This is a genomic window from [Borrelia] turdi, from assembly GCF_008828755.2.
GTDB lineage: Bacteria > Spirochaetota > Spirochaetia > Borreliales > Borreliaceae > Borreliella > Borreliella turdi.
In genome coordinates this window covers 535,818-561,855 of sequence record NZ_QBLM01000001.1, presented here as the reverse complement: position 1 = coordinate 561,855, position 26,038 = coordinate 535,818, and the positions used below count along the sequence as shown (strand labels likewise).

At 29.7% G+C, this 26,038-nt stretch carries 22 protein-coding genes; 5 read left to right on the top strand and 17 right to left on the bottom strand.

Going from position 1 to position 26,038, the window contains the following annotated elements; translation table 11 throughout:
* Positions 1-3: 3 nt before the first annotated feature.
* On the top strand, positions 4-282 hold the full coding sequence (locus DB318_RS02615; RefSeq protein ID WP_151074249.1) for a PTS sugar transporter subunit IIB: 279 nt from the start codon (positions 4-6) through the stop codon (positions 280-282).
* A 21-nt stretch (positions 283-303) separates the two neighbouring features.
* On the opposite strand, the gene DB318_RS02610 is transcribed toward DB318_RS02615, so the two are convergent.
* From DB318_RS02610 to DB318_RS02585, 6 genes are read right to left on the bottom strand one after another with little or no spacing between them, the layout of a single operon-like run.
* Complete coding sequence (locus tag DB318_RS02610; RefSeq protein ID WP_151060030.1) at positions 304-1,362, bottom strand: NAD(P)H-dependent glycerol-3-phosphate dehydrogenase; 1,059 nt, start codon at positions 1,360-1,362, stop codon at positions 304-306.
* A 17-nt stretch (positions 1,363-1,379) separates the two neighbouring features.
* Positions 1,380-3,677, bottom strand: a complete 2,298-nt coding sequence (locus tag DB318_RS02605; RefSeq protein ID WP_172964864.1) for an AAA family ATPase — start codon at positions 3,675-3,677, stop codon at positions 1,380-1,382.
* Between the two features lie 10 nt (positions 3,678-3,687).
* Positions 3,688-4,905, bottom strand: coding sequence for a tyrosine--tRNA ligase (gene tyrS / locus DB318_RS02600; protein ID WP_151073493.1), 1,218 nt, complete (start codon positions 4,903-4,905; stop codon positions 3,688-3,690).
* A complete protein-coding gene (locus DB318_RS02595) occupies positions 4,902-6,239 on the bottom strand; it encodes a glycine--tRNA ligase (protein ID WP_151060032.1) in 1,338 nt (445 codons plus the stop codon). Before DB318_RS02595 ends, tyrS begins: the two co-directional genes overlap by 4 nt.
* Before the next feature lie 20 nt (positions 6,240-6,259).
* Positions 6,260-7,729, bottom strand: a complete 1,470-nt coding sequence (gene gltX / locus DB318_RS02590; protein ID WP_151074248.1) for a glutamate--tRNA ligase — start codon at positions 7,727-7,729, stop codon at positions 6,260-6,262.
* Positions 7,730-7,741: 12 nt separating this feature from the next.
* Positions 7,742-8,509, bottom strand: coding sequence for a hypothetical protein (locus DB318_RS02585; protein WP_151073494.1), 768 nt, complete (start codon positions 8,507-8,509; stop codon positions 7,742-7,744).
* 125 nt (positions 8,510-8,634) lie between these two features.
* On the opposite strand from DB318_RS02585, the gene pdeB reads away from it, so the two are divergent.
* The 4 genes from pdeB to DB318_RS02565 are packed head-to-tail and all read left to right on the top strand — an operon-like array spanning position 8,635 to position 12,156.
* Positions 8,635-9,774, top strand: coding sequence for a cyclic di-GMP phosphodiesterase PdeB (gene pdeB / locus DB318_RS02580; protein WP_151073495.1), 1,140 nt, complete (start codon positions 8,635-8,637; stop codon positions 9,772-9,774).
* Between the two features lie 23 nt (positions 9,775-9,797).
* Complete coding sequence (locus tag DB318_RS02575; RefSeq protein WP_151060036.1) at positions 9,798-10,511, top strand: 5'-methylthioadenosine/adenosylhomocysteine nucleosidase; 714 nt, start codon at positions 9,798-9,800, stop codon at positions 10,509-10,511.
* Complete coding sequence (gene metK, locus DB318_RS02570) at positions 10,508-11,686, top strand: methionine adenosyltransferase (RefSeq protein WP_151060037.1); 1,179 nt, start codon at positions 10,508-10,510, stop codon at positions 11,684-11,686. The genes DB318_RS02575 and metK overlap by 4 nt, the downstream gene beginning before the upstream one ends.
* A complete protein-coding gene (locus tag DB318_RS02565) occupies positions 11,683-12,156 on the top strand; it encodes an S-ribosylhomocysteine lyase (RefSeq protein ID WP_151074247.1) in 474 nt (157 codons plus the stop codon). The genes metK and DB318_RS02565 overlap by 4 nt, the downstream gene beginning before the upstream one ends.
* A 10-nt stretch (positions 12,157-12,166) precedes the next feature.
* Here DB318_RS02565 and DB318_RS02560 read toward each other — a convergent pair whose 3' ends face one another.
* From DB318_RS02560 to rpoC, 11 genes are all read right to left on the bottom strand, one after another.
* Positions 12,167-12,829 carry a hypothetical protein gene (locus tag DB318_RS02560; protein ID WP_151074246.1) on the bottom strand — a complete coding sequence of 221 codons (663 nt, stop codon included), beginning with the start codon at positions 12,827-12,829 and terminating at the stop codon, positions 12,167-12,169.
* Between the two features lie 26 nt (positions 12,830-12,855).
* Positions 12,856-13,275: an HIT family protein gene (locus tag DB318_RS02555; RefSeq protein WP_151060040.1), complete on the bottom strand. Its 420-nt coding sequence runs from the start codon at positions 13,273-13,275 to the stop codon at positions 12,856-12,858.
* 49 nt (positions 13,276-13,324) lie between these two features.
* Positions 13,325-14,689 (bottom strand): magnesium transporter, encoded by a 1,365-nt coding sequence (mgtE, locus tag DB318_RS02550; RefSeq protein WP_151074245.1) that lies wholly within the window; start codon positions 14,687-14,689, stop codon positions 13,325-13,327.
* 57 nt (positions 14,690-14,746) lie between these two features.
* The gene (locus DB318_RS02545; RefSeq protein WP_151074244.1) at positions 14,747-16,171 is read right to left on the bottom strand and encodes an MGH1-like glycoside hydrolase domain-containing protein; all 1,425 of its coding nucleotides are present in this window, start codon (positions 16,169-16,171) and stop codon (positions 14,747-14,749) included.
* Between the two features lie 111 nt (positions 16,172-16,282).
* Positions 16,283-17,308 (bottom strand): nucleoside ABC transporter substrate-binding protein BmpB, encoded by a 1,026-nt coding sequence (gene bmpB / locus DB318_RS02540; RefSeq protein WP_151060043.1) that lies wholly within the window; start codon positions 17,306-17,308, stop codon positions 16,283-16,285.
* 94 nt (positions 17,309-17,402) lie between these two features.
* A complete protein-coding gene (gene bmpA / locus DB318_RS02535) occupies positions 17,403-18,422 on the bottom strand; it encodes a nucleoside ABC transporter substrate-binding protein BmpA (protein ID WP_151074243.1) in 1,020 nt (339 codons plus the stop codon).
* Positions 18,423-18,462: 40 nt separating this feature from the next.
* Positions 18,463-19,524 (bottom strand): nucleoside ABC transporter substrate-binding protein BmpC, encoded by a 1,062-nt coding sequence (bmpC, locus tag DB318_RS02530; protein ID WP_151074241.1) that lies wholly within the window; start codon positions 19,522-19,524, stop codon positions 18,463-18,465.
* Between the two features lie 319 nt (positions 19,525-19,843).
* Positions 19,844-20,869, bottom strand: coding sequence for a nucleoside ABC transporter substrate-binding protein BmpD (bmpD, locus tag DB318_RS02525; RefSeq protein WP_151074239.1), 1,026 nt, complete (start codon positions 20,867-20,869; stop codon positions 19,844-19,846).
* A gap of 92 nt (positions 20,870-20,961) precedes the next feature.
* The gene (rpsG, locus tag DB318_RS02520; RefSeq protein WP_151060047.1) at positions 20,962-21,435 is read right to left on the bottom strand and encodes a 30S ribosomal protein S7; all 474 of its coding nucleotides are present in this window, start codon (positions 21,433-21,435) and stop codon (positions 20,962-20,964) included.
* A 24-nt stretch (positions 21,436-21,459) separates the two neighbouring features.
* On the bottom strand, positions 21,460-21,834 hold the full coding sequence (rpsL, locus tag DB318_RS02515) for a 30S ribosomal protein S12 (RefSeq protein ID WP_002656492.1): 375 nt from the start codon (positions 21,832-21,834) through the stop codon (positions 21,460-21,462).
* A 67-nt stretch (positions 21,835-21,901) separates the two neighbouring features.
* Entirely contained in the window at positions 21,902-26,035 is a 4,134-nt protein-coding gene (rpoC, locus tag DB318_RS02510; protein WP_151073500.1) for a DNA-directed RNA polymerase subunit beta', read from the bottom strand.
* Between the last annotated feature and the right edge of the window lie 3 nt (positions 26,036-26,038).

Genomic DNA, 26,038 nt, shown 5'->3' with positions numbered 1-26,038 from the left:
GCTATGGCAGACCTAGAAAAAACAAATAAAATCAAAGTAGCAGAGCATATTATAGAATGCTTTGGAGGAATCAAAAATATTAAAAATATAAAAAAAGACATAACAAGAATAAAAATTTTAGTAGACAGCAATTCTTTAGTCAAAAGAGATGATTTGACAAAAAATGAAAACATAATAGGAACTATTAAATCTAATGAACTTACAGAAGTTGTAATGAATTTTGAAATAATAGAAGATGTCTATAACAAAATTTTATATATGATGAATGATCAAAAACAATAAAGCCTCCTCAGAGGCTTTATTTTATTGTCTAATATCTCTCATATACTCAATAACAGATTCAGGCCCTAACTCTTTATTCAAAATTTTATATATAACACTTAACAAGCTATTGGGATTGAGATCGCGATTTAATTCTTTTAAAAGGGAAAAAATCGATTTGGCCGCCAAAACTCCTTCTGGCAAATATCCAATTTTTTCAATATTGCTTATCAAATCATCTAGGCTAAAAAAGTTTTCTAAAATGTTTTTGCTAACAATTTCATTACCAAATCGTCTATTTCTTCCTAATATGCTTCTACAAGTAACATCTAAATCACCAGAACCAGACAAAAATAAAAACGTTTCAATATTTTTTCCCCCAAGCTCAATTGCAATATCTTTCATATTATTTAAGGATATTGAAAATAAAAATGATTCTGTATTATTACCTATTAAATTAGGATAATTTAATTTATATGCATCTAAAATTCCAAATGCAATTGCAAACACATTTTTTAAAGCTGCTGCTATTTGCACCCCGAAAATATCATTACTATAAAACAAAGAAATTGGGGTTTTACCAAATAAATTAATAAACAAATATGCATTTTCCCTGTTGTTACTAGCCGCAACAAGGCCTGTTATAACACCAAGTCCAACTTCCTCAGCATGACTTGGACCAACAATATAGGTAATTTCATCTTTATATCCTTTCATAACTCTCTCAGCAGCTTCAACAACAGGCTGAGTTTTTCCATTAAAAGTAATAAACCCTTTTGTAAGTATTGCTAATTTTGGCTTTATCTTTAAAGAATTGAAAAATTGATCCAATTTTTTTAAAATATCAACAGTAAAAAGAGAAGGCGTTGCAATTAAAATATAATCAGACATTGCTGCAACTTCAAATAAATCTGAACTTGCAACTAAATTTTTTGGCAATTTAATTCCCTTTAAATATTTGACATTAACATTATTATTATTAATACCATTCTTAACATCTTCTTCAAAAGACCATAAAAAAATATTAAAATCAAATTTATCTGCCAAAGACTTAGCAATAGCTGTCCCCCAAGCCCCCGCTCCTATTACTGACACTTTCATAAATACTCCCTATAACCTTATAAAAACTCATATTTTATTATTGTTTCATCTAAATAGATTTTTATTTTACCAGAATTTTCAATTTTCTTAAAAAGAATTTCATCTATTAAAAGTTTCCCCACTTCTTTGAATATAAATTTTTTAACACTTCTTAATCCATAACCTTTCCCATAAACCTTTTCCCGAATATAATCAACAACACTTTTTTCAAAAAAAATATCAAATTTTTTATCTCTTAATATCCTTGCAAAATGATTAAGCTCATTAAAAATAATTTTTTCAAAATCTAACTCATCAATAAATTTAAATAAAAACACATAATCTATTAACTCTAAAAATTCATTGGGAAACCTCTTCTCTAATATAAGATTAAAATCATTTTCCCCTGCCATTTTATTTTTAAAGCCAATGCTATTAAGCTCATTATTCTCTGCATTGACACTTATTACTATTAAACTTTCTGATAGACTTACCTTTCTCCCAAGACCATCAAAAAGTTTACCTGTTTTAAACCCCTCTAAAAAAAAATCCAAAACCCTTTTATTACATTTATCAAAATCTGACAGGAAAATAATAGAATTAGAAAATTTGTTCAAAAATTTGAAAAATCTAGTAGATTCATAATACCCCTCATTACTTAAAACAGGCCCAATTAATCTATCAAGAGAATTAAAATCGCCATACTCACTCATATTAAGAGTAAATTTTGGAATTTTAAGCTCTTCTGACAAAATATCCACCAATTTGCATTTTCCGACTCCAGAAGCACCAATAAAAGCAAATATACCAATAGTGCTTCTATTGGTAAGAATATTAAATTTTAATAATTTAATATTTAATATTAAATCAGATGCCAAACTATCATTTATAATAAGTTCTTTTTTTATTCTATTTTCTAAATTAATCAACAATTCACTATTATACTCTTCAAAATTAAAAATATTAGAACCAACAAGAGACTTAATCAAATCACAAACATCATCTTTTGTTATGATCCTTTTTATGTTTTCAAGCTTAAACTTAGAACCTAATTCATCTAAAATATCAAAAGCTTTGTCTGGAAGAAATCTATCTTTAATATACTTTTGAGACATGACAATGCAAGCTTGTATTGCCTCCTCAGTATATTCTACATTATGATATCTCTCATAATCTTTTTTAATCTCTTGCAAAATATTATAGGTGTCATCAAAATTTGGCTCTTTAAGCTCTATACTCTGAAACCTTCTCATTAAAGCCTTATCTTTTAAAAAAAATTTTCTATATTCACACTCAGTAGTAGCCCCAATAAATTTAATTTTTCCCAAAGTAAGAATAGGCTTCAATAAATTAGAAATATCCATACTGCCAAATGAAGTAGCTCCTGCCCCTACTATCATATGAATCTCATCAATAAAAAGAATAACTTTCTTTCTTGAGTTTAAAAAATCTAAAACCCTGTTAATTCTACTCTCAAGATCTCCCCTATATTTAGTACCAGAAATAAGTCTACCAATATCAAGAGAATAGATTTCATACCCTATTAAATCCTTTGGAACATTTTCTGTTTTTATTTTATATGCAAGACCTTGGATTAGTACTGTTTTGCCAACACCAGGTTCTCCAAATAAAATAGGATTACTTTTATGCTTCCTAAGTATTATCTGAATTAACCGAAATAATTCTTGCTTTCTGCCAATTAAAGGATTGTGCTTTAAATCTAAAGAATCAATAACGTTTGTTAAAAAATTGCCAATGGAATCTTTATTTTCTAAGAAAATATTATTTTGATCTAACTTACTTCGATTATCATTAAAAATATGAAAGCCTCCTTTACTTTTTGGTGCATTATTATGAATATATTCTGCAATTAATTCGCCATCATAACCTGAAGCAGATTTAGTATTTAAAGCCAAATAATCATGAACTTCAATGAGTTTGTCAAAAATAGTTAAATTAAAACCTGAGTTAAGTAACGCATCTAAAATGCTATTTTTTCTTTTTTTAACAAGCACCCACAATAAATCTTTTTCTTGTATTTTATAAGGTTTTTTATAAAAAAAAAGAATACTAATTATATCTTCGTACAAATAATCAATACTAGAAACATTATCTGGGATATAATTGTCTCTTAAGGGAAGTTTACTAAAAAATTCTTCTAGCTGTTTATTAAGCTTATAAAAGTCAATTGTACAAAAATTAAGTAGCTCTTTAATTTTATCGCTTTTAATCAACCCATAAAAAATGTGCTCTTCTGTAAAAACAAGATGCTTAGACTCCATGAAAAACAAAAATGTGTTAAAAAACAAACAATTTAAAGCTCTTCTGTCATACATTAAAAATCAACTATAAAACAATTCGTAAAAATTTTTTTTTACCTACTCTTAATTCAATTTCATTATTATTAAAATCCTCTTTAGTAAGACAATGATTCTGATTTTCTACCCTTTTACCATTGATATATACTCCTCCAGAATTAATTAATCTTCTGCCTTCTGACTTACTAAGCACAATTTTTGAATCTAGCATTAAATTAACCAATAACACCTCTTCTTCTATACTAGAAAAGCTAAACTTAAAAAATGGAATATTACTTCTATCTCCACTACCCCTAAATGCAGCAAAAGATGCCTCTTGAACCTTCAAAGCTTCTGCTTCTCCATGAACAATTTTAGTTATCTCAAAAGCTAAGATCTCTTTGGCTTTATTTAAAGAATTTCCCTTAAAATTTGAAAGTAATTCAATCTCATTTTCTTCTAAAAAAGTAAAAAGGTATAAAAAAGTTTTAACATCAGAATCTGCGGTATTTCTAAAATACTGATAAAAATCATAAATACTGTAAAGACTAGAATCAAGATAAACAGCACCTTTTTCTGATTTGCCCATTTTTTTTCCATCACTTCTTGTAATTAATGGAAAAGTAAGCCCGAAAGCTTCTACTCCATTTTTTCTCCTAATCAAGTCAACACCTGAAATAATATTGGCCCATTGATCATCACCACCAATTTGAAGTCGGCAATTTTTAATTTTATTAAGCATATAATAATCATAAGACTGCAAAAGCTGATAATTAAACTCAATAAATGAAAGTCCAAAATCTAGCCTTCTTTTATAAGTTTCAAAACTTAACATACGATTAACAGAAAAATGGATGCCAATATCTCTTAAAAATTCAATATAATTGAGACTATCTAACCAATTTGAATTATGAATAAAACATCTTGAACTAAACTTAGTTATTCTTTGAAGTTGATTTTTTATCGACACCGCATTATTACTAATCTCTTTTGAAGATAAAATCTTTCTCAACTCGCTTTTTCCAGAAGGATCACCTATTTTTGTTGTAGAATCTCCAATCAAAACAATTGGCATGTGACCATGTTGTCTGAGATGCATCATTGCTAAAAAAGGAATCAAATGACCAATATGAAGAGAGCTAGATGTTGCATCAACTCCTGCATAAAAAACTATTTTTTCTCTATCCATTAAATCACTTAAAACTTTCAAAGATGTACATTGCTTTAAAAATCCGCGCCTATGTAAAAGATTTAAAGCAAGATTCATTTATTAAAATCTCCTTTATAATTTAAAATATCTGTTTTAATGTATGAATATAAATCATTAATAAAAATTCTCTTTTGAGTCATATTATTTCTTTCCCTAACAGTAACTGTTTTATCCTCAATAGTGTCATAGTCTACTGTTACACAATAAGGAGTTCCTATTTCATCTTGACGTCTATACCTTTTACCTATTGTTCCACTATCATCATAAAATATATGAAAATCATCACAAAGCTCCACATAAATCCTTCTAGCAATCTCAACAAGCTCAACTTTTTTAACAAGAGGAAATATAGCAATCTTATAGGGAGCCAACTTGGGATGTAATCGTAAAACAATACGCTTATCCCCATCTGAGAGCTCTTCCTCAGAATAAGCATCACAAAGAGACATCAAAACAGACCTTGTAAGCCCAGCAGAAGTTTCAATAACATAAGGCACATATCTTTCTTTTGTTAACAAATCATAATATTCAAATATTTTAGGATTATTAGAGAATTTAGAATGCTGTGTTAAATCATAATTACCCCTGTTATGAATACCTTCTACTTCTTGAAATCCAAATGGGAATTCATACTCAATATCAAATGCGGATTTTGCATAATGAGCAAGCTGTGTTGAATCATGAGCTTTAAATCTTAATCTATCAGGCCTAATTTTAAGAGTTTCTACAAAAAAATTCATTCTATTTTGTTGCCAATAACTAAACCATTCATCTATTTGCTTGGGATGAACAAAAAACTGCATTTCCATTTGCTCAAACTCACAAGTTCTAAATATAAAATTTTTAGTAACTATTTCATTTCTAAACGCTTTACCCACCTGAGCAATTCCAAAAGGTATCTTAAGCCTTGAAGAATCTAAAATATTTCTAAAATTAACAAAAATTCCTTGCGCTGTCTCGGGCCTTAAATAAATCTCACTAGAACTATCCTCAACTACTCCAATATGAGTCTTAAACATTAAATTAAAACTTCTTGGAGAAGTAAAATTATTTCCAACTTTACAATTTGGACAATTTTTTGACAAATCAACAAAATCAGCTCTAAATCTACTTTTACAATCTTTGCAATCAACCATAGAATCTGAAAAACCGTCAATATGCCCAGATGCTCTCCAAACTTCAGGTCGCATAAAAATAGCACTATCTAATCCTACAATATTCTCGTGTAAATACACCATGCTCTTCCACCACTCTTTTTTTATATTTTTTTTAAGTTCAACTCCCAAAGGACCATAATCCCAAGCTCCTGACAGACCCCCATAAACTTCTGAGGACTGAAATACAAAACCTTTTCTTTTTGCAAGAGAAATAATATCTTCCATTCTAACCATAAAAATATCCTTAATAGCTATTAATTTATTCTTAAAAATTCCTGCGCCAATTTTATTCTTTCAAAAACCTTAGACTTGCCTATTAATTTTAAAGAGTCAAAAAGCGGCGGAGAGACTTTGCTGCCAAGTACTGCAATTCTAATAGGAAGAAGAATTTCTCCCAATTTAAAACCATTATTCTCAGCAAAATCATAAAAAATTTTATCATTTTCCTCTGAAGATCTTTTTTCAAATCCTTCTAAAACAGGCTTTACTAATTCTAAAATAGAACAAATCTCTTTAGCTGTTTTTTTTCTACTTAAAAACTCATCTAAATTCCAAGATTTAATATCTTCATAAAAAAATTTGGTCATATTTAAAGCATCGCTTAGTTTTTTAATTCTACTCTTTATAAGAGGAATTAATAATTTTAATTTTTGGCTTTCTTCTGGAGTACTAAGCTTAGAAACATACCCTTTTTTTTGGAAAAAAGGCAGTAAAAGATTAAATAAATCTTCATCTTTTTTCCCTCTAATATAGTAGCTATTGAAAAAATCCAACTTATGATAATCAAAAATCGCAGGCGACTTATTGATCTTCTCAATTGAAAAAAATTGCTCAAGATCAGTTTTTGAAAAAAATTCTCTTTTATCATCGTAAGACCAGCCAAGCAAAGTAACATAATTAATAATAGCTTCTGGGAGATACCCATCTTCAATAAACTGCCTTAAGGCTGTTGCCCCATGTCTTTTGCTTAATTTTTGACCATCATTTCCCATAACCATTGGAAGATGACAATAAATAGGTGGCTTCCATTTAAAAGCTTTATAAAGAAGCGTGTGCAACGGACCTGAAGAAACCCATTCTTGCGCCCTTAATACATGAGTAATTTTCATTAAATAATCATCAACAACATTTGCAAGATGGTAAGTAGGCAGTCCATCTGACTTAAGGATTACAGGATCAGGACTAATGTCTTTATTTGACCATGTAATCTTTCCAAGCAAAATATCATCAAAGCTAGTATCTCCTTCTAAAGGAATTTTAAATCTAACAACAGGCTTGATTTTTTTAATTAGCGCATTCTTAAATTCGTCATCACTTAAATTTCTACAATGTCTATCATATCCGGGTGACATCTTATTAATATTTTGAATTTTTTTAATTCTTTCCAGCCTTTCAGGACTACAATAACAATAATAAGCATGCCCAGATTCAATTAAATATTTAGCATGCTGCTTATATATTGCACTTCTTTGAGACTGAACATAAGGTGCATAATCACCTCCTACAACAGGGCCTTCATCAAAAGAAATGCCAAGCCATTTAAGGCTTGAATAAAGATCATTTTCAGCTTCTGAGAAATATCTGCTCTGATCTGTATCCTCAATTCTAAGTAAAAACTTACCCCCACAAGACCTTGCAAAAAAATAATTAAACAAAGCTGTTCTAATCCCACCAATATGTTGCAAACCCGTTGGAGAAGGCGCATAACGAACTCTTATACTCAAAACACAACTCCTTCAATAAAAAACATCTTTTTTAGAAAAATCATAAATATAATAAAAAACAACAAAAAATAAATTCGAACTAAGTAGCCTTGTATGCTTAGAATCTATTCTATTTTTAAATTTAAAATATCGATTTCTAATCTCAATTTTCTTGATTTCAAGCAAATCAAAAGATATTTTCGATTTTCGCAATAAATAATAGAAATAAATAGTAAAAATATCATTTTTTAAAAAAAACTTACTTAAAAAATTCACTAACTCTTTTAACTTTAAATGCTCTTCAAATGACAGCATACTAAGAGCCTCACAATATTTCACCCACTTATTTCTATTGCTCTTATGATTTAAAATTAAACTAGAAGCTTTTTCTTTCTCTCTAAAGCTAATAAGAACAGAATAAAGCTCTACTATTGTCTTATGCTTTAATTTATTGTCTTTTAAATATAAATAAAGCTCGTCAAGGCTTTTTTTATCTTGTTTTATTAAAATAAGCCTAAGAAGAATAGATATTTCAAAAACACTTTTAAGCTTTTTACGAACCATTTTAAGCTTTAAAAAAGTAAATGTATCTTCTATCCCATTTAAAATAAAATACAATCTTGAAGAAAAATATTGAGAATAAATAACATTAAAAACAACCACTAGTAAAAAATAAATTACAATAAATTGGTAATTAAACAAAATAAAGCTTAATTTCATTTGAAATCTTAAAATTGCAAGAAAATAAATAAATAATCCAAGAAATACAATATTAAAGCCTAAGCGTATTTTTTCTACCATAAAAATCTCTTCAAAAAAAGCTTAATTCAAAAATTGAGATATAATAAATACATTATACTAATAGATAGACAATTAATAAATAATATGATATACATGGTTAATAGAGCTTAATTTCAAGGAAATAAATGCAAAATTTTGAAAGCATTATCAAAAACATAAAAAATTCATCATATTTAATAGACAAGGAATTTTTGGTTTGGCCTAAGAATGCATTTATTGAAGACAAAAATATTGAGCTTATCGAAAAATGGAACTTAAAATCATACATTAAAGAGAGAGCAAATTTTTTCAGTGATGATTCTGTTAAAAAAGAATATGAGGAAATACACAAAAAATTCAATGACGAGGCTATTTCTAGTTATCATGTAATAATAAGCAATTTAGAAGAAATTTATGAAAATTGTAAAAGAAATAAAAAAATATATTACCAAGACATTATGCCTACTGTAAAAAAAGTAATAGAATTTTATAAGAAACAGAAAAAAATTTTTATCAAATATTTTAGAATTCCCAAGCTTTCTGCAAACTACCACATTATTCATTCAGTAAATACAGCTATCTTAACAGTAGCCCTTGGGAATGAAATGGGGCTAAATAACTATAAAACAGTAGAACTTTGTAGTATTGCTCTTTTACATAAAATAGGATTCCTGTTTATCCCATCAAAAATCAGCGAAAAAAAAGAAGCATTAACTGACGAAGAACTAGAAATAATAAAAAAATATCCCATAATCAATTATAAAGTAGCCTCAACAAGCAATTTGTCACGATCAATATGTTTAACACTTTTAACACATAAGGAAAATTTAGATGGAACAGGTTATCCTAAAGGACTAACAAGTGAAAACATAAGCATAGAATCAAATATAATAGGCGCTGCTAGCGCCTATTCTGCTATCATTTTAGACAAGGCATACAAAAAATCTTTTAATTCTGGAGCATCTATTATTGAATTAATTAAAGATGCTGACAAAAAATTTGACAAAAGAGTTTTAAAGTTAATAATCAATGCAATATCTTCTTGCCCTTTAGACTTTATTGTAGAGCTTAATGACAATTCTATAGCCAAAATAGTAGACATAGACGATTCTAACCCAAAACTCCCATACATAAACTACATAATAAAAAATGGAAAAGTTGTAGATAAAAGTGAGCAAGTTAGCGTTCAGGCTATACCAAACACAAACACAGGAATAAAAAAAATACTCAATCAAAATGAAATAGAACTAATTAAAAATAAACATTCTTTATCAGATAGCATATAAAACACTTAAAAAGGAGAAAAAGCATGATTTTGATCGTAGCAGCTATGCAAGAAGAATCAGAAGAAATAAATAAAATGATTGATGAGAAAGAAGAGATTGTATTAAATAGCTACCTAGAAAATAAAAAAATTTATAAAGGAAAAATCTTAGGAAAAGATGTAATATCTTTAACTACAGGAATTGGAAAAGTTAACGCAGCTACTTGGAGTAATCAAATTATATCTAAATACAAAATCACTCATATAATAAACTCTGGAAGTTCTGGAGGAATAAAAGAAAACTCTAACCTTAAAATATTAGATATCATAGTATCCTCAGAAACAGCATACTATGACTTTGACTTAACCAAGTTTGGACACAAAATAGGACAAGTCCCTAATTTACCACAAAAGTTTAAAGCAGACAAAGAGCTATTGAAAAAAGTAACCAATATTATTGACAACAAACTTTTAAACATTGATATCCATATCGGCCTAATACTAACAGGAGATCAATTTGTTGACAATGAAAAAAATCTTGAGACAATTAAAAAAAATTTCAAAGATGCTTTAGCCGTAGATATGGAAGGAGCTGCAATAGCTCAAGTGGCACACATATTTAAAATACCATTCATAATAATTCGTTCAATTTCTGATTTACCAAACAATAACGACAACCATATAGACTTTAATAAATTTTTAAAAACATCATCAATAAATTCAAGCAAAATGACAAAGGAACTTATTAGGCTAATATGAATAAAATAATAGCAGCTAACCAAACTTTAACTTCTGAGGCTGTATCTGAAGGACATCCAGATAAAATTGCAGATCAAATCTCTGATGCCATCCTTGACGAAATGCTAAAAGTAGATAAGAATGCAAAAGTAGCTTGCGAAGTCATAATTACACAAAATTTAGTAGTAATAGCAGGAGAAATAAATAGTCCTGAAAAAAAACACATAAATATAAAAGAAATTGCTAAAAAAATTATTAAAGATATAGGCTATACAAATATTGATTATGGACTTGATTATAAAACAATAACGGTAATAGACACCATTGGCAATCAATCACGTGATATTATAAACGCAATTGAAAAAAAAAGATCTAACACCCTTGGAGCAGGTGATCAGGGAATAATATTTGGATATGCTTGCGATGAAACAACAAATTTTTTACCTGCTCCTTATGAACTCGCCAACTCAATTCTAAAAAAAGCTAGCAATCTTAGAAAATCAGGAGCAATAGAATGGTTGCGGCCCGACTCAAAATCTCAAGTTACTATAGAATACGATAAAAATAGAAGGCCTATCAAAATAAAAAATATTATAGTCTCTCACCAACATCATCCAAATATCTCCCAAAAACTAATAAGACAAACAATAATTGAAGAAATTATTAAGCCCACCATTCAAGACAAATCAATACTTGATGACAATACTACTTATTGCATTAATCCTTCTGGAAATTTTGTAATTGGCGGTCCTACCGGAGACACGGGTCTTACGGGAAGAAAAATTATTGCCGATAGTTATGGAGGATTTGCAAGACACGGAGGAGGGGCATACAGCGGAAAAGATGCCACAAAAGTAGACAGATCAGCTGCCTACATGGCAAGATATATCGCAAAAAATATGGTAGCAGCCGGTATTTCTAAAGAATTCGAGCTACAACTTGCATATGCAATTGGAATTGAAAACCCAATATCTATTCAAATAACTTCAGGAATAAATGATCCTAAATACGCAAACAAAATATTAAATTTCATTGTCAATAACTTCGATTTAACTCCCAATGGTATAATTAAAAAATTAAACCTAAAACAACCCATATATCTTAAAACTTGTACTTATGGTCATTTTGGAAAAAATGAATTTGAATGGGAAAAATTAGATTTTGTAAAAAAAATACAAACGGTACTAAAAAAATGAAAAAAATAACAAGCTTTACAATAGACCATACAAAATTAAACCCTGGCATATATGTCTCAAGAAAAGATACCTTTGAAAATGTAATATTTACTACAATAGACATTAGAATTAAAGCTCCCAACATTGAGCCAATAATTGAAAACGCAGCAATACACACAATAGAGCACATAGGAGCCACTTTACTTAGAAATAACGAAGTTTGGGCCGAAAAAATAGTATATTTTGGTCCCATGGGGTGCAGAACTGGTTTTTACTTAATAGTTTTTGGAAACTATGAAAGCAAAGATCTTATTGACTTAATATCATGGCTTTTTTACGAAATTGTAAATTTTTCAGAACCTATTCCAGGAGCAAGCGATAAAGAATGCGGGAATTACAAAGAACATAACCTTGATATGGCTAAATATGAGTCTTCTAAATACTTACAAATATTAAACAATATCAAAGAAGAAAATTTAAAATATCCCTAGCTTATAAAGCTTACAAAATAGAAAGTATCTCACTGTCATTTTTTGTTGCTACATCAAGCTGGAAAATAAAGCCTAAAGTTATTTTATGCATTTGATTTAAAAGCAAAGACTTGTTATAAAAAATTGGAGAAATTGAATATTCCAAAAAAATAACATCCATATTCATTCTAGCTCCAATGTCTACTCCTAAAATAACATTATTAAATAATGCCCAATCACGTGAACCTTCAAAACAAATTTTTGCACCAATATATGAAAATTTTAACCCTGTAAAAAAGATTAAACTAAACATTGGAGTATAAGGCAAAAAATAATAATTGCCATATATTCTCATTGAGAATGTAATATCTTTTACTATAAAATAATTTAGAGGATGCTTTAAATGTATTTGATCATCCAACATAAACATAATTTCTTTAGTATAAGGAGTATGGCTTGGCAATAATTTAATATCTAAATTAAATTCCCCACCAAATGCAAAATTTTGAGAAACATTAATACCAAGTCCACTAAAAAATTGATACCTAAGTCTTTCGTAGAAGAATAAATCTTTAGTAAAATTATCAACACCAACCCCAATTCCATTGTATACATTAAGATAGCCAGGAATTCCTGAATAAACTCTTAATACATTAAACATAAAAACAAAAAAGAAAATAAAGTTTCTTCTCATAAAGAATCCTTTTTGGCAAAATAAAATTAAATATTCATACCTATTTGCATAGACAACTCTTTAAATTTTTCAACCTCAAGATTAAGTTTATTACCTCTCTTAAAACCAAGTCCATCATTTTTAAATCTTGGAATTATATGAAAATGGGTGTGAAAAACCTCTTGCCCTGCAACAGCTCCCAAAGAAGAATAAATATTTATTCCACCATAAATGCCTAAATTTATTTTCTTTAAAGCATTAGAAATTTTTTTACATACCCTTAAAATTCTCTCGTTAAATTTATCATCCATATTCAATAAATTTTCACTATGTTCTTTAGGAATAACAAGAATATGCCCAACAGCCAAAGGATTAATGTCCAAAAATGCTAAAACTAAATCATCCTCATAAACTTTATAACTAGGAAGCTCTTTATTTACTATTTTACAAAAAATACAATTATACATTAAAATATCCTATTATAAAAAAATAACAATCAATATATTTAAATGAAACTTAAACAGCATAACTAACCAAAACCCATTTTGCTATATTAAAATAAGCTATCAAAGTAATAGCATCTGCAATCGTAGTAATTAAAGGGCCTGCCATAAGCGCTGGATCCAACTTGAAAATTTTAGCAACAATAGGTAAAAGACCCCCCAATATCTTTGCCACTGTCAAACTTACCATCAAACAGGCTGAAACTACAAACGCTATTTTAAGCTTATCAGAATGCTGCGGAGCTACAAAAAATACAATTCTTAAAAAATTAACACTAGCAAGAATTACTCCCACTAGAATACTAACACATATTTCCTTTAAAAAAACTTTAAAAAAATCTTTTACCTTGACAGTACCAAGAGCAAGCTCACGAATTATTAAAGCAGATGCCTGAGAGCCAGCATTGCCTGAAGTATCCATTAAAAGGGGAATAAAACTAGCCAAAAGCACTAAAGACAACATTAAGTTTTGATAATTTGAAATGATTGTCGCTGTAAAAGTAGAAGATACCATAAGAATTAAAAGCCAAATTATCCTATTTTTTGTCATAACCAAAATAGAAGTATCAAGATAAGACGTATCTAGGGGCTTAACAGCCGCAATCATTTGAAAATCTTCAGTATTTACTGATTGAATAACATCTAAAATATCATCGATAATAATAACCCCTATCATTCTCCCTTCATTGTCAACAACGGGAACGCTAGTAATATCATACTTTTGGAAAAGAAGCGCAATATCTTCTTTCTCATCATTAACCCCCACAATATAAAAACCACTACTTCTCATTATTGATGACAAAATGACATCATCTTGAGCTAAGATTAAATCCTCAATTTTCATAACTCCTTTTAAATGTTTTTCATCATCTGTAATATAATAAGTGTAAATATCTTCTTTGGTTTTAGCTACCCTTCTAATATAGTCAAGAGCTTTGCCAACTGTGAAATCTTCTTTAAGTTCAACATACTCAATTGTTACAATCGAACCTGCAGAATCATCACTGTAGGACAAAAATTTATTAATAATTTCTCTATTCTCTTCTGTAGAACTTGCTAAAAATCTTTGAACAACATTTGCAGGAACCTCTTCTAAAAGATCAATAACGTCATCAAGATTTAGCTCATCAATCATTTCACTTATTTCTTTATTTGTAAAAGAATTTGCTAATTTGTTTTTTGTAGATTGATCAAAATTAGAAAAAGTTTCAACTGCTATTTTTTTTGGTAAAAATCTGTAGAGTAAAATCAGTTCAGATCCATTAAGTCTTTTAAGAGCCTCAGCAATGTCAAAAGAATCATGCTTTAAAAATTTTTCTTTAATTTTAGAATAACTCTTCTCTTTAAGAAAAATTCTCAATTCATCAATATCTATCATTAAAAGGCCTCCAAAAATTTAAATTTCACAAGACATTTAATGAATCCACCAAATTCATCAAAGCTTATCTAACAACATAGAACACCTTCCTGAAGGAATGGGAAGGGTTTTTTCTTTTTTATTTAATATATTTATTGTAAAATAATAAAGTTTTTCAGATTCCATTTTTATTTCCCAGCCTCTTTTCCCTTTATTACAAATTATTGTAGTTTGATTCTTTTTAAGAGATAAGCTTTCTATCCCCATAATCTCAAGAGTTGGTATGTTCCAATATACAGTTTTATCGGGCAAACTAATTGTAAGCCCAATAATATTTTCTATCATCAAGCTAATGCTAAAAAGAGCAAGATAACAAATAAGATCTTTCTCAGTATAAGTTTTTTTATTAGAATCAAAATATGCAGGCCCTTCTTGCATAGGCTTGTAAGCTTCCCAAATGTGCCCTTTAATTTTATTAAACGGCATTAAAGTATCTAATATATAATATAAATGCCTTATAGTAAATTCTCTTGCAATATTTGCACGACCACAATATTCAAGGCCTTTGATCACAAAAAAATTTATATAAGTATAAACTGAGCCATAATATCCATTACCATCCTCACTAAAACCCGGCTCACTAACAGCAAGAGTTGGAAAAGGATTTGGAGTCCCAAAATGCTTAGTACTTTTTAAATAAAAAATCATTCTTTCTATTCTATCTTCGCTGGGAATCTCAGAAAGCATTGGAAAAAACCCTGCTATTGTCTTAATTTCAAGAATATTTTCATTAACATCAAGATCATAATAAAATCCATCTTTTTCACTCCACATTAAAGAATTAATTTTAACCTTAAGAGAAAAAAATCGTTTTTTGTATTCAAGTGACAAATTTTTATCATTTAAAATGTCTGCTAATTTAGAAATACAATATGCACTATGAACTTGCAATGAATTAAAATCTATAGGATAGTATGCACCTACTCTTGGAGAGTTTTTATAAAAAATTTTATTTACATCAATTGAATAAAGACCATTTTCCTTTAAAAATTTATTCTCTATCCACTTATAATACTTATCAAGAATTGGCAAAACTTCAGAAATTCTCTTTTTATTTCCAGTTTTGTGATATAAATTATATTCAGCCCATGCAAAAATAGGAAATCCAATATTCTCTTCATTATCATCAAGATCAATAATCGCATTGTTATTGTCATATCTAGCTCTGATTGCACCAGATTCTTCCTGCAATTGATAAAATTTATCAATTGCAGATGTAGATGAATATTCCCCATTACTATAAACAAGAAAAAAGCTTGACATACAAGCTTGCATCTGGTCTATATAATTAAAATTCTCAGAATAATAATTTTTATCTTTTTTGCCCTTATCAGCAACTTTTTGTAAAACAACCTTGTCTTGAATCCAAGATAAACTTTTATTATAAATATCAATAAAGTCTTGATCATAATAGTAAATTTTAGGAAACATCTTTTTATTCAATGCTAAATCCTCTAAACAATAGAAATGTACTTCTATTTATTATAACACAATAAATATAACATAATTAAAAAATTCAAAATTAGAAAATTAAAATCTTTTTACTTGAAAAATCTATAACTTTAATATTTGTTTTATAAAAATTTCATATCCTTCCTGATTGAAAGGAACAATAATCTCTTTGCTGATTATTTTATTTTCAAGGACTTTTATGTATTCAAATTCATTCGCATTAGATAAGCCAACAACACCATCTCTTAACCCCATTTGAATAATTTTTCCACCTTCCCAAACATTATTATTTTTAAGATATTCGCTAGTAACCAAATACAATGCATCACCAACGTTTTTTATAACAGAAGTAATAAAATTTTTGGGAGCAAGATGCGACTGATCTTGATCGGCTCCAATGAGATAGTAACCATCGCCAAGTTTTTTTGCAGCCTCAATAACACCAAATCCTGATAACCCGGCTGCAAAATGAATTATATCTATCCCCTTAGAATACATTTTATTAGCCATAATTCTACCAATATTAACATCAGAAAAAGAATTGGTGTATTCACTTATAATCGTTATGCCTTTATTAGCATACTTTGCACCAGCTTCATAGCCATAACGAAATGCATCTACTACACCGCTCTTAACTCCGCCTATAAAACCTATTTTGCCAGAACTACTTTTTTTAGCTGCAATATAGCCAGCTAAAAAAGCACCTTGCTCTATTTTAAAAACAACGCCAATCAAATTTTTAGGAATTTGAACATCATCGCCATAAATAGGATCTATTATTCCATATCTAATTTCTGGATTCTCTAATGAAGCCGATAAAGAAACATCCGTAAGCATGTACCCTATAAGCCAAATCAAACCTGAACCATTCATTTTAAAATTATCAAGATCTGAAACATAACTGGAATAAACTCCAGAGACAGCACTAGAAAAAACTTTTTCAATACTTTCTGGAAAATCTTTTTCTAAACGCAATAACGCCTTATTAGCACTAGAATTAAAAGATTTGTCATCAAGAACACCATCTACCAACATAGATATCTTAATTTTACTTGAACCAGATTCAGCTCCATTCTTACTAAAGCAAGAAGTCAACAAAATTCCAAATATAAAAATTACAATACTCATATAGAACGATTCTCCATTTCTATTATTTAAACAAAACTAATGTGTTTTTTATACCTAAATTATTAAAAATAAAAAATATAAATTGACTCTTTATTTAAATAAATTCTTTAAGAAATTTTTTATAACTTTCTTCATTATAAGGAACAATAATTTCTTTATTGATTATTTTGCTAGAAAGAATATCAATTTCTTTTTCAAGTTCAAATGGAATCATTTTGGGATTTCTTACAAACCCTATAACTCCTTCTTTAAGTCCATAATTTATTAATTTTCCGCCTTCGAAAGTATTAGTTTTTAAATAATTAGATGTAAAAATATTTAAAGATCTACCAACATCTTTAGTTGAAGATGTAATAACATTATCAGGAGCAAGATATGATTGATCCTCATCAACTCCAATAATGTAATGCCCAGGACCAAGTTCTTTTGCAACTTCAATAGCCCCAATTCCTCCAAGACCTGCAGCATGATGAATAATATCTATCCCATCAGAATACATTTTAGTTGCAATGCTTCTACCAGCTTCAAGATCATCAAAGCTGCCAATATACTGGGTAAATATCTTTATATCTTTATTGGCATACTTAGCACCGGCCTCATACCCATACTTGAAAGCATCTACTATCTCGCTCTTTATTCCTCCTAAAAATCCAATTTTACCTGTTTTAGAAACTTTTGAAGCAATATAACCTGTTAAAAACGCGCCTTCTTGAGCTCTAAAAGTCATGCCTACTAAATTTGAAGGAATAGGCTCGTTAGAATAAACAGGATCAATAATCGCATATTTTACCTCGGGATTTTGTAAAGAAACAGCCTTGGCCACATCGCTAAATCTATATCCAACAAGCCAAATTAAATTTGAACCCGCATCTTTAAGCCCTTCAAGATCAGATAAATGAGAACTTGTTGAGGATTCTTTTAAGAGAAGCTCAATCTTAAATTCCTCTTTAACTTTTTTTATACCATTTAAAGCGCTTTCATTAAAAGATTTATCATCAAAAGTTCCACCAACTATTACAGCTATCTTGGGAATACCACTCTCAAGACTACCCTTGCCACTACAAGATAAAAAAATAACACCTTCAAGCAAAATCAATAATAATAATTTATTCATAAACTGTTCCTCTTTTCAAATAAAGCTATACCTAAGTAGTTTATAACTTTGATTTAAATAAATCAAATGCATATTCACTATCAGGAACAATAATTTCTCCACTTATTATTTTATTTTCTAGATCAACAATCTCATTAACTAACCTATCATTTAAAACATCAGGATCCTTAACAATTTCTATTACTCCTTCTTTTAACCCTCGATCAATAACAACCCCACCTTTAAAAACTTTATTTTTAATATAATCTGATGAAATAGAATAAATAACCTTACCAATATCCTTAAGTATTGAAGTAATAACATTTTGAGGTGCAATATATGATTGATCTTGATTTAAACCAATAACATAATATCTAGATCCAAGTTCCTTAGCAGCATCATAAACCCCAAGACCAGTTATGCCAGCTATTGGAAAAATAACGCCTACTTTATCCTCTTTATACATGAACTTAGCCATTTCTTTGCCTTTCTCTTTATCAAAAAGAGACGGCGCTTTTTTTGAAACTAATCTTAATTTGGGATTAGCATAAAAAATTCCAGCCTTAAAACCAAACTTAAAATCATTTAAAGATTCACTTTCGGGACCTGTTAAAAATCCAATCTTTCCCTTTCTACTCATCTTAGCAGCAATATATCCAGCTAGAAATGCAGCCTCTTCATTTCTAAACTTAATAGCTAAGGAATTCTTAGGAACTTGAATATCACCATAATCAAAAGCATCTATAATCCCATAACAAATATCTGGCCGTTCATAAGAAAGCTTAACTGATAAATTGGAAAATTGATATCCAATCAACCAAAAAATATTTAAAGGATTTTTTTGCACCTCATAAGCATCCTCTGTCATTGCCTCATTAATAGTAAGAAGTCTTTTACCCTCAATAGGATAAGGCCTTAAAGATTTAGTGATAAGTTTTACTCCAAAATCATCTCTAAGTTTTACAACACCCTCATGAACACTTTGATTATAGCCTTTATCGTGAAAGCTACCATTAGCCAAAACACCTATAACAACTTTGTCAGATTTAACAGACTTCTCATTAGGTCTAAAACAAGCCAATAGAAATAAAGATAAAACAATAAAAATAAACCTTTTAAACAAAATCAACCCTCTCCTTATAAAGCTTATTTAAAAAATTTAGAATTTTTAAAAATAAAAACATTAACTTTATTTTACTAATAAGTAAAATTCCTTATTTATAAAATAAAAACTTCAACAAACCTTTTTTTGAAAAACTTCTAGCATTAGTAAAAATATGATGATAGGAGAAATAATTTTTCCTATCATCACCATAATATCTAAATTTAAACTCTTTTGCAAGATTGATCTGAATTTAAAATTACAACAATTAAAAGATTTTCTAAAATCTCTTTAAAAAGCCTAAAAACATTTCTCGCAAACCAATTCTATACAAATCAAGTTAATTTGCCATTTGTAAAACAAAGTTATCATAAGATATCTTGTCATAAGGCACTCTTATTATACCATTCATTATACTTTGCCCAATTTTCAACGATCTGTTATAAATCTTAGAATAATTTGATTTTAAGTTTTCATTTAAAACCAAGCCAAGTCCATCTTCCTTAAGTCCAAAGAAAATATTCTTTCCTCCATCCCAAATTCCAGTTTCTAAATACTTTTTTGTTAAGCCATACATTAATGAGTCAACTTTCTTTACAGCAGAAACAAGAACATTATTAGGAGCAAGATATGATTGGTCCTGATCTACTCCAATAATATAATGATCGGGCCCCAATTCTTTTGCAGCCTCAATTACTCCTATGCCAGAAAGTCCTGCTGCTGCAAATATAATATCAACCCCATCTCGATACATATTGGATGCTGTTGAGCGACCAAGTCCGAAGTCTCCAAATGTGCCAACATATTGAGAGACAACTTTAATATTAGAATTTGCATACTTAGCACCAGCTTCGTATCCATACATAAAAGATTCTAAAATTTTTCCCCTCACTCCTCCAATAAATCCAATCTTACCGGTTTTAGACACTTTTGACGCAAAATATCCTGCTAAAAAAGCCACCTCTTCGGATCTAAAATGAACATTAAGAAGATTTTTAGGCATTTGAATTTCATTATAAACCCCTTCTATGATTGCATAACTAACAGAAACATTCTCGCTAGCTCTTTGCAAGAGAACATCTGACAATCTAAATCCAACTCCCCAAATCAAATCTGAATTACCATCTTCTAGAGTTGTAATATCTCCCAAATGAGAATTGCCTGTAGATGCTTTTTCAATTATATTTATACCAAAGTCTGACTTCAATTTTCTTATTGCCTTAGAAGAACTTTCATTAAACCCTTTATCATCAAAAGTGCCGTCAACTATAAGCGAAATTGTTTTTGAACCTGACTTCTTCTCATCAGAGCCAGAACAAGCAACAATAAATAAAAAAATTAAAAAACAATAAACCTTTTTTAACACAAAAACCCCCTTACCTTTAATAAAAAAAATACAAATAGCTCTACTAATACCACAACATATAAATAAAAAAACACCTTAAAAAAGGTGTTTTTTTACCATCTATAATGAGTAAAAGCTTTATTTGCCTCAGCCATTCTATGAGTATCTTCTTTCTTTTTAAAAGCAACTCCAGTAGAATTATATGCATTTAAAAGCTCGTTTGACAACTTTTCCTTCATAGACTTACCACTAGCCTTTCTGGCAGCAAAAATAATCCACTTCATAGCTAAAGCTTCTCTTCTCTCTTCTCTAACTTCAACAGGAACTTGATAGGTAGCACCACCTACTCGTCTGCTTCTTACTTCTACTAATGGCTTAATATTATCTAAAGCTTTGCAAAAAACAGCCATCTTGTCACTATCTTCAAGCTTATCAGCTAGCAAATCAATCGAACTATAAAGTATACTCTCACTTATTGATTTTTTTCCATCGTACATCATTCTGTTCGCAAACTTTGCAACAATTCTAGAATTGTACCTAGTATCAACAAAAATTTTCTTTTTTATTTTTTTATTTTTTCTTGACATATTTAATATTAACCTACCTTTTAGTTAAGCTTTAGGTTTTTTTGTTCCATATTTAGATCTACCCTTTTTTCTATTGTTAACTCCAAGAGTATCCTTGGCTCCTCGAACAATGTGGTACCTTACTCCGGGCAAATCTTTAACTCGACCACCTCTAATTAGAACCACAGAATGTTCTTGTAAATTATGACCAATTCCTGGAATATATGCTGTTACTTCAAATCCATTTGAAAGTCTAACACGTGCTACTTTTCTTAAAGCTGAATTAGGCTTTTTAGGGGTTACGGTCATTACACGTGTACAAATTCCTCTTCTTTGGGGGCAATTTTGAAGCGCAGGAGACGCGGTCTTCTCCGTTTGACTCTTTCTAGGCTTTCTAATTAATTGATTAATTGTAGGCATTTATCAACGCTCTCCTTTTCTTGAAATTATTAGTAAAATGGTAACAAATATATCGCTTATTTTCAAGTTAAACTTCAGAATCGATATTTTCACTAACTTTAATTTTTTTATAAAGTCCCATACCAGTTCCAGTAGGAATTAAATGCCCAATTACAACATTTTCTTTCAATCCCCTAAGATCATCTACTTTTCCGGCAATAGAAGCATCTGTTAATACTTTAGTTGTTTCCTGGAAAGAAGCCGCAGAAATAAAAGAATCTATATTAAGGGACGTTTTAGTTACTCCTATAAGAATTGGACTTGCTATTGCTGGCTCACCACCTTGTTCGATTACTTTTCTATTTTGCTCATAAAAAGTATGCTTATCTACCTTTTGCCCATAAACAAAATTAGTATCACCAACTGCTACAATCTTAACCTTTTTCATCATTTGTTTAATTATCACACCAATATGTTTGTCATTAATACTAACACCCTGTTTTCGATAAACATCCTGAATTTCTGCCAACAAAAACTCTTGCAAACTAATCCCACCTAGAATTTCAAGCACATCATGAGGATTAATTCTACCATCACAAAGCATATCTCCTGCCTTAACAATATCTCCATCTCTAACCAAAAGATGCTTGCCGGCCGGAATATAATGCTTATGCTCAACCCCATACTCATCTAAAATATTAATAAGTCTTTTACCTTTTTGAATTGATTTAAATTGCACAATCCCACTTACTTTAGCCATTTCAGTTAAATTCTTAGGAATTCTTGTTTCAAAAAGATCATTAACACGAGGCAATCCCCCTGTAATATCTTGAGTTTTTTCAGAGCCTTTAGAAAGTTTCGCAATAACATCTCCTATATTAATATTCTGACCATCTTCAACTTGAAGATAAGCATCACCTGGTAATACATAAGAGGCAACCTCCATACCACTACTATCAATAATAAAAATTCTAGGATCAAGAGATTCAAAAACATTGTCTGTAATTCTTTTCTCAACATTACCTGTTTCAGTGTTTATTTCCTCTTTAAGAGTGGTTCCTAAAATAATATCCTTAAATTTAATTTTACCCCTAACCTCTGCAATAATAGGCTCTGCAAATGGATCAAATGTACCAATAACCTTACCAGATTCAACATAATCACCAACCCCTATTTCAAGCTTTGTACCAGCTTTCAAGGTAACTTCTTGCTCTTCTGATACTATTAAAAATTTATCGTCTCTTAATTTAATATACCCAATATAAGAAGAGAAAATCTCTACACCCTTTTTATTAACAAACAAAAGAATCCCTTTGATTACCCTTTGAGAATCTAAAACTTTAATTTCTTTTATATTCTTAATTTTCTCCTCATAAAAAACATTAATTATTTTTAAAGTTCCCTTTCTTGTAAAAAGAATTCCATTGTCAACATTAACATTAAAGCCTTCTATGCCATTAAGTATAAAAGCATTCTTTAAAGATATTTTATCATCTTCACTACCAGCCTGAGCAACCCCACCAATGTGAAAAGTTCTCATAGTCAATTGAGTACCTGGTTGGCCTATAGACTGAGCAGCAATTATTCCTACAGCCTCACCAATGTTAACAGGTTTGTTCTTTGAAAAGTCTCTACCATAACATTTTTGACAAACGCCATGTTCAGCTTCACATGTTAAAACAGATCTAATCACAAGTTTTCCAATACCAATTTTTTCTAATAATTCTATTTTAGCTTCTGATATTTCTTCATTTGCATCTAAAACAATCTCGCCAGTAATTGGATTTTTTATTCTTTCAATAGAATAGCTCCCAACAGCTTTTTCTTTTAAAGATTCCAATATTTCTTCGCCATTTTTTACAGTTTCAACTTTTATTCCGTTTATAGTCCCACAATCTTCTATTCTAACAACAACATCTTGAGCAATATCTACTAATCTTCGAGTTAAATATCCAGCATCAGCTGTCTTAAGCGCAGTATCTGCTAGGCCCTTTCTAGCTCCATTTGTAGATATAAAAAACTCTATTACAGAAAGACCTTCTTTAAAGTTGGAAATAATTGGAAGCTCAATAATATCCCCAGAAGTTTTTGCCATCAATCCTCTCATACCAGCAAGTTGCCTTATTTGATTTCTACTACCCCTAGCACCAGAATCTGCCATCATATATATGACATTAAATCCATCTCTATCCTTCTTTAAAATTTCCATCATTTTATTAGTAAGTTCTTCGTTTGTCTTTAACCAAACAGAAACTACATTATTATAACGCTCTTCACCAGTAATAACACCTTTGGCATAATCATTTTGAATTTTAGCAATCTCTTTATTAGCCCTATCCACATAAGCTTTTTTTTCATCAGGAACAATAATATCACTCATACTAATTGTACATCCAAACTTAGTAGCGTACCTAAACCCAAGCTCCTTAATAATATCAAGCATTTCAATTACAGTAGAAGAGCCATGAACTACATAAACTTTTGATATTAAAATTTGCAGTTCCAAATCACTAAGAGTTTTGTTTACAAATTCAATTCCATTAGGCAAAGCTTCATTAAATATAACCCTACCAGCTGTAGTTTTTTTGTATTCACCATCAATTTTTACATAAATAGAAGCATTATAATCTAGACTTCTATTATTTATAGCAAGAATAACATTGCTAAAGTTTAAAAACTTTTTACCTTCTCCAACAGTATTCTTTTTTTCCATTGTTAAATAATATAGGCCCAAAACAATATCTTGAGATGGAAAAACAATAGGATGTCCATTAGCAGGATTTAAAAGATTATTTGTTGAAAGCATTAAAGCCCAGCTTTCAGCTTGCGCTGATGGAGTAAGAGGCACATGCACTGCCATTTGATCACCATCAAAATCAGCATTATATGCATGACAAACAAGAGGATGTAATTTTATTGCCTTACCCTCAACTAACACAGGCTCAAAAGCTTGTATTCCAAGTCTATGAAGAGTAGGTGCTCTATTTAAAAGAATAGGATGCTCTTTGATAACAAGATCTAAAATTTGCCATACTTCGTCAACTTCTTGTTCGATTAAATTCTTTGCTCTTTTGATATTAAACACAGCCTCACTCTCAATTAACCTTCTTATCACAAAAGGCTTAAAAAGCTCAAGAGCCATTTTTGCAGGCAATCCACATTGATGGAGCTTTAACTCAGGTCCAACAACAATTACAGAACGACCAGAATAATCCACTCTTTTACCAAGAAGATTTTGTCTAAACCTTCCTTGCTTACCTTTTAAAGCATCAGAAAGCGACTTAAGGGGCCTACTCGATGATCCTTTGACAACCTTTCGTTTATGTGAATTGTCAAAAAGAGAATCCACCGATTCTTGAAGCATTCTTTTTTCGTTTCTCACAATAATCTCTGGCGCATTAAGAAGAAGCAACTTCCTTAAACGATTATTCCTGTTTATAACTCTTCTATAAAGATCATTAAGATCAGATGTTGCAAAGCGCCCTCCATCAAGCTGAACCATTGGCCTAATCTCAGGGGGAATAACAGGAAGAACTTCCATAATCATCCATTCTGGCTTATTCCCAGAAATTTTAAAATTTTCAATAATTTCAAGACGTCTTAAGAGTTTTTTATCAGTTTTATCATCTTTATCTATCATTTGAACTCTAAGCTTAGATGAAAGCCCATCAAGATCAAGATTTTCAAGAAGAGTTTTAATAGCTTCAGCTCCCATCGAAGCATTAAAAGACATTCCATATCGCTCTCTAGCCTCTATATACTCATCTTCATTTAAAAGTTGCATTTTTTTAAGATCAGTATCACCTGGTTCAATTACTACATATTTTTCATAATAAAGAATAGAATTCAAACTAGACGCTGTAATGTCAAGCAAAAGGCCAATCCTAGAGGGTATATATTTGTAATACCAAATATGAGCAACTGGAGCTGCTAGCTCAATATGCCCCATTCTTTCACGCCTCACCTTAAAATGAGTAACCTCTACATTACAACGATCACAAATAATGCCCTTATATCTAACTGACTTGAATTTACCGCAATAGCATTCCCATTCCTTTGTAGTGCCAAAAATTCTTTCACAAAAAAGCCCATCCTTCTCGGGTCTCAAAGTTCTATAATTAATAGTCTCAGACTTTTTAACCTCTCCATAAGACCAATTTCTAATTTGGTCAGGAGATGCTATTTTAATTTTTATTTTTTCAAAATCTTTTATCTCTTTCATAAA

What these genes read in the sequence shown, in the direction of transcription:
- bmpA (WP_151074243.1), bottom strand. Translation starts at nt 18,422, where the DNA reads ATGAATAAATTATTATTATTGATTTTGCTTGAAGGTGTTATTTTTTTA.
- rpsG (WP_151060047.1), bottom strand. Translation starts at nt 21,435, where the DNA reads ATGTCAAGAAAAAATAAAAAAATAAAAAAGAAAATTTTTGTTGATACT.
- pdeB (WP_151073495.1), top strand. Translation starts at nt 8,635, where the DNA reads ATGCAAAATTTTGAAAGCATTATCAAAAACATAAAAAATTCATCATAT.
- DB318_RS02555 (WP_151060040.1), bottom strand. Translation starts at nt 13,275, where the DNA reads ATGTATAATTGTATTTTTTGTAAAATAGTAAATAAAGAGCTTCCTAGT.
- DB318_RS02585 (WP_151073494.1), bottom strand. Translation starts at nt 8,509, where the DNA reads ATGGTAGAAAAAATACGCTTAGGCTTTAATATTGTATTTCTTGGATTA.
- DB318_RS02560 (WP_151074246.1), bottom strand. Translation starts at nt 12,829, where the DNA reads ATGAGAAGAAACTTTATTTTCTTTTTTGTTTTTATGTTTAATGTATTA.
- DB318_RS02605 (WP_172964864.1), bottom strand. Translation starts at nt 3,677, where the DNA reads ATGTATGACAGAAGAGCTTTAAATTGTTTGTTTTTTAACACATTTTTG.
- bmpB (WP_151060043.1), bottom strand. Translation starts at nt 17,308, where the DNA reads ATGAGTATTGTAATTTTTATATTTGGAATTTTGTTGACTTCTTGCTTT.
- DB318_RS02595 (WP_151060032.1), bottom strand. Translation starts at nt 6,239, where the DNA reads ATGGTTAGAATGGAAGATATTATTTCTCTTGCAAAAAGAAAAGGTTTT.
- rpsL (WP_002656492.1), bottom strand. Translation starts at nt 21,834, where the DNA reads ATGCCTACAATTAATCAATTAATTAGAAAGCCTAGAAAGAGTCAAACG.
- mgtE (WP_151074245.1), bottom strand. Translation starts at nt 14,689, where the DNA reads ATGATAGATATTGATGAATTGAGAATTTTTCTTAAAGAGAAGAGTTAT.
- rpoC (WP_151073500.1), bottom strand. Translation starts at nt 26,035, where the DNA reads ATGAAAGAGATAAAAGATTTTGAAAAAATAAAAATTAAAATAGCATCT.
- DB318_RS02615 (WP_151074249.1), top strand. Translation starts at nt 4, where the DNA reads ATGGCAGACCTAGAAAAAACAAATAAAATCAAAGTAGCAGAGCATATT.
- DB318_RS02565 (WP_151074247.1), top strand. Translation starts at nt 11,683, where the DNA reads ATGAAAAAAATAACAAGCTTTACAATAGACCATACAAAATTAAACCCT.
- metK (WP_151060037.1), top strand. Translation starts at nt 10,508, where the DNA reads ATGAATAAAATAATAGCAGCTAACCAAACTTTAACTTCTGAGGCTGTA.
- DB318_RS02610 (WP_151060030.1), bottom strand. Translation starts at nt 1,362, where the DNA reads ATGAAAGTGTCAGTAATAGGAGCGGGGGCTTGGGGGACAGCTATTGCT.
- tyrS (WP_151073493.1), bottom strand. Translation starts at nt 4,905, where the DNA reads ATGAATCTTGCTTTAAATCTTTTACATAGGCGCGGATTTTTAAAGCAA.
- DB318_RS02575 (WP_151060036.1), top strand. Translation starts at nt 9,798, where the DNA reads ATGATTTTGATCGTAGCAGCTATGCAAGAAGAATCAGAAGAAATAAAT.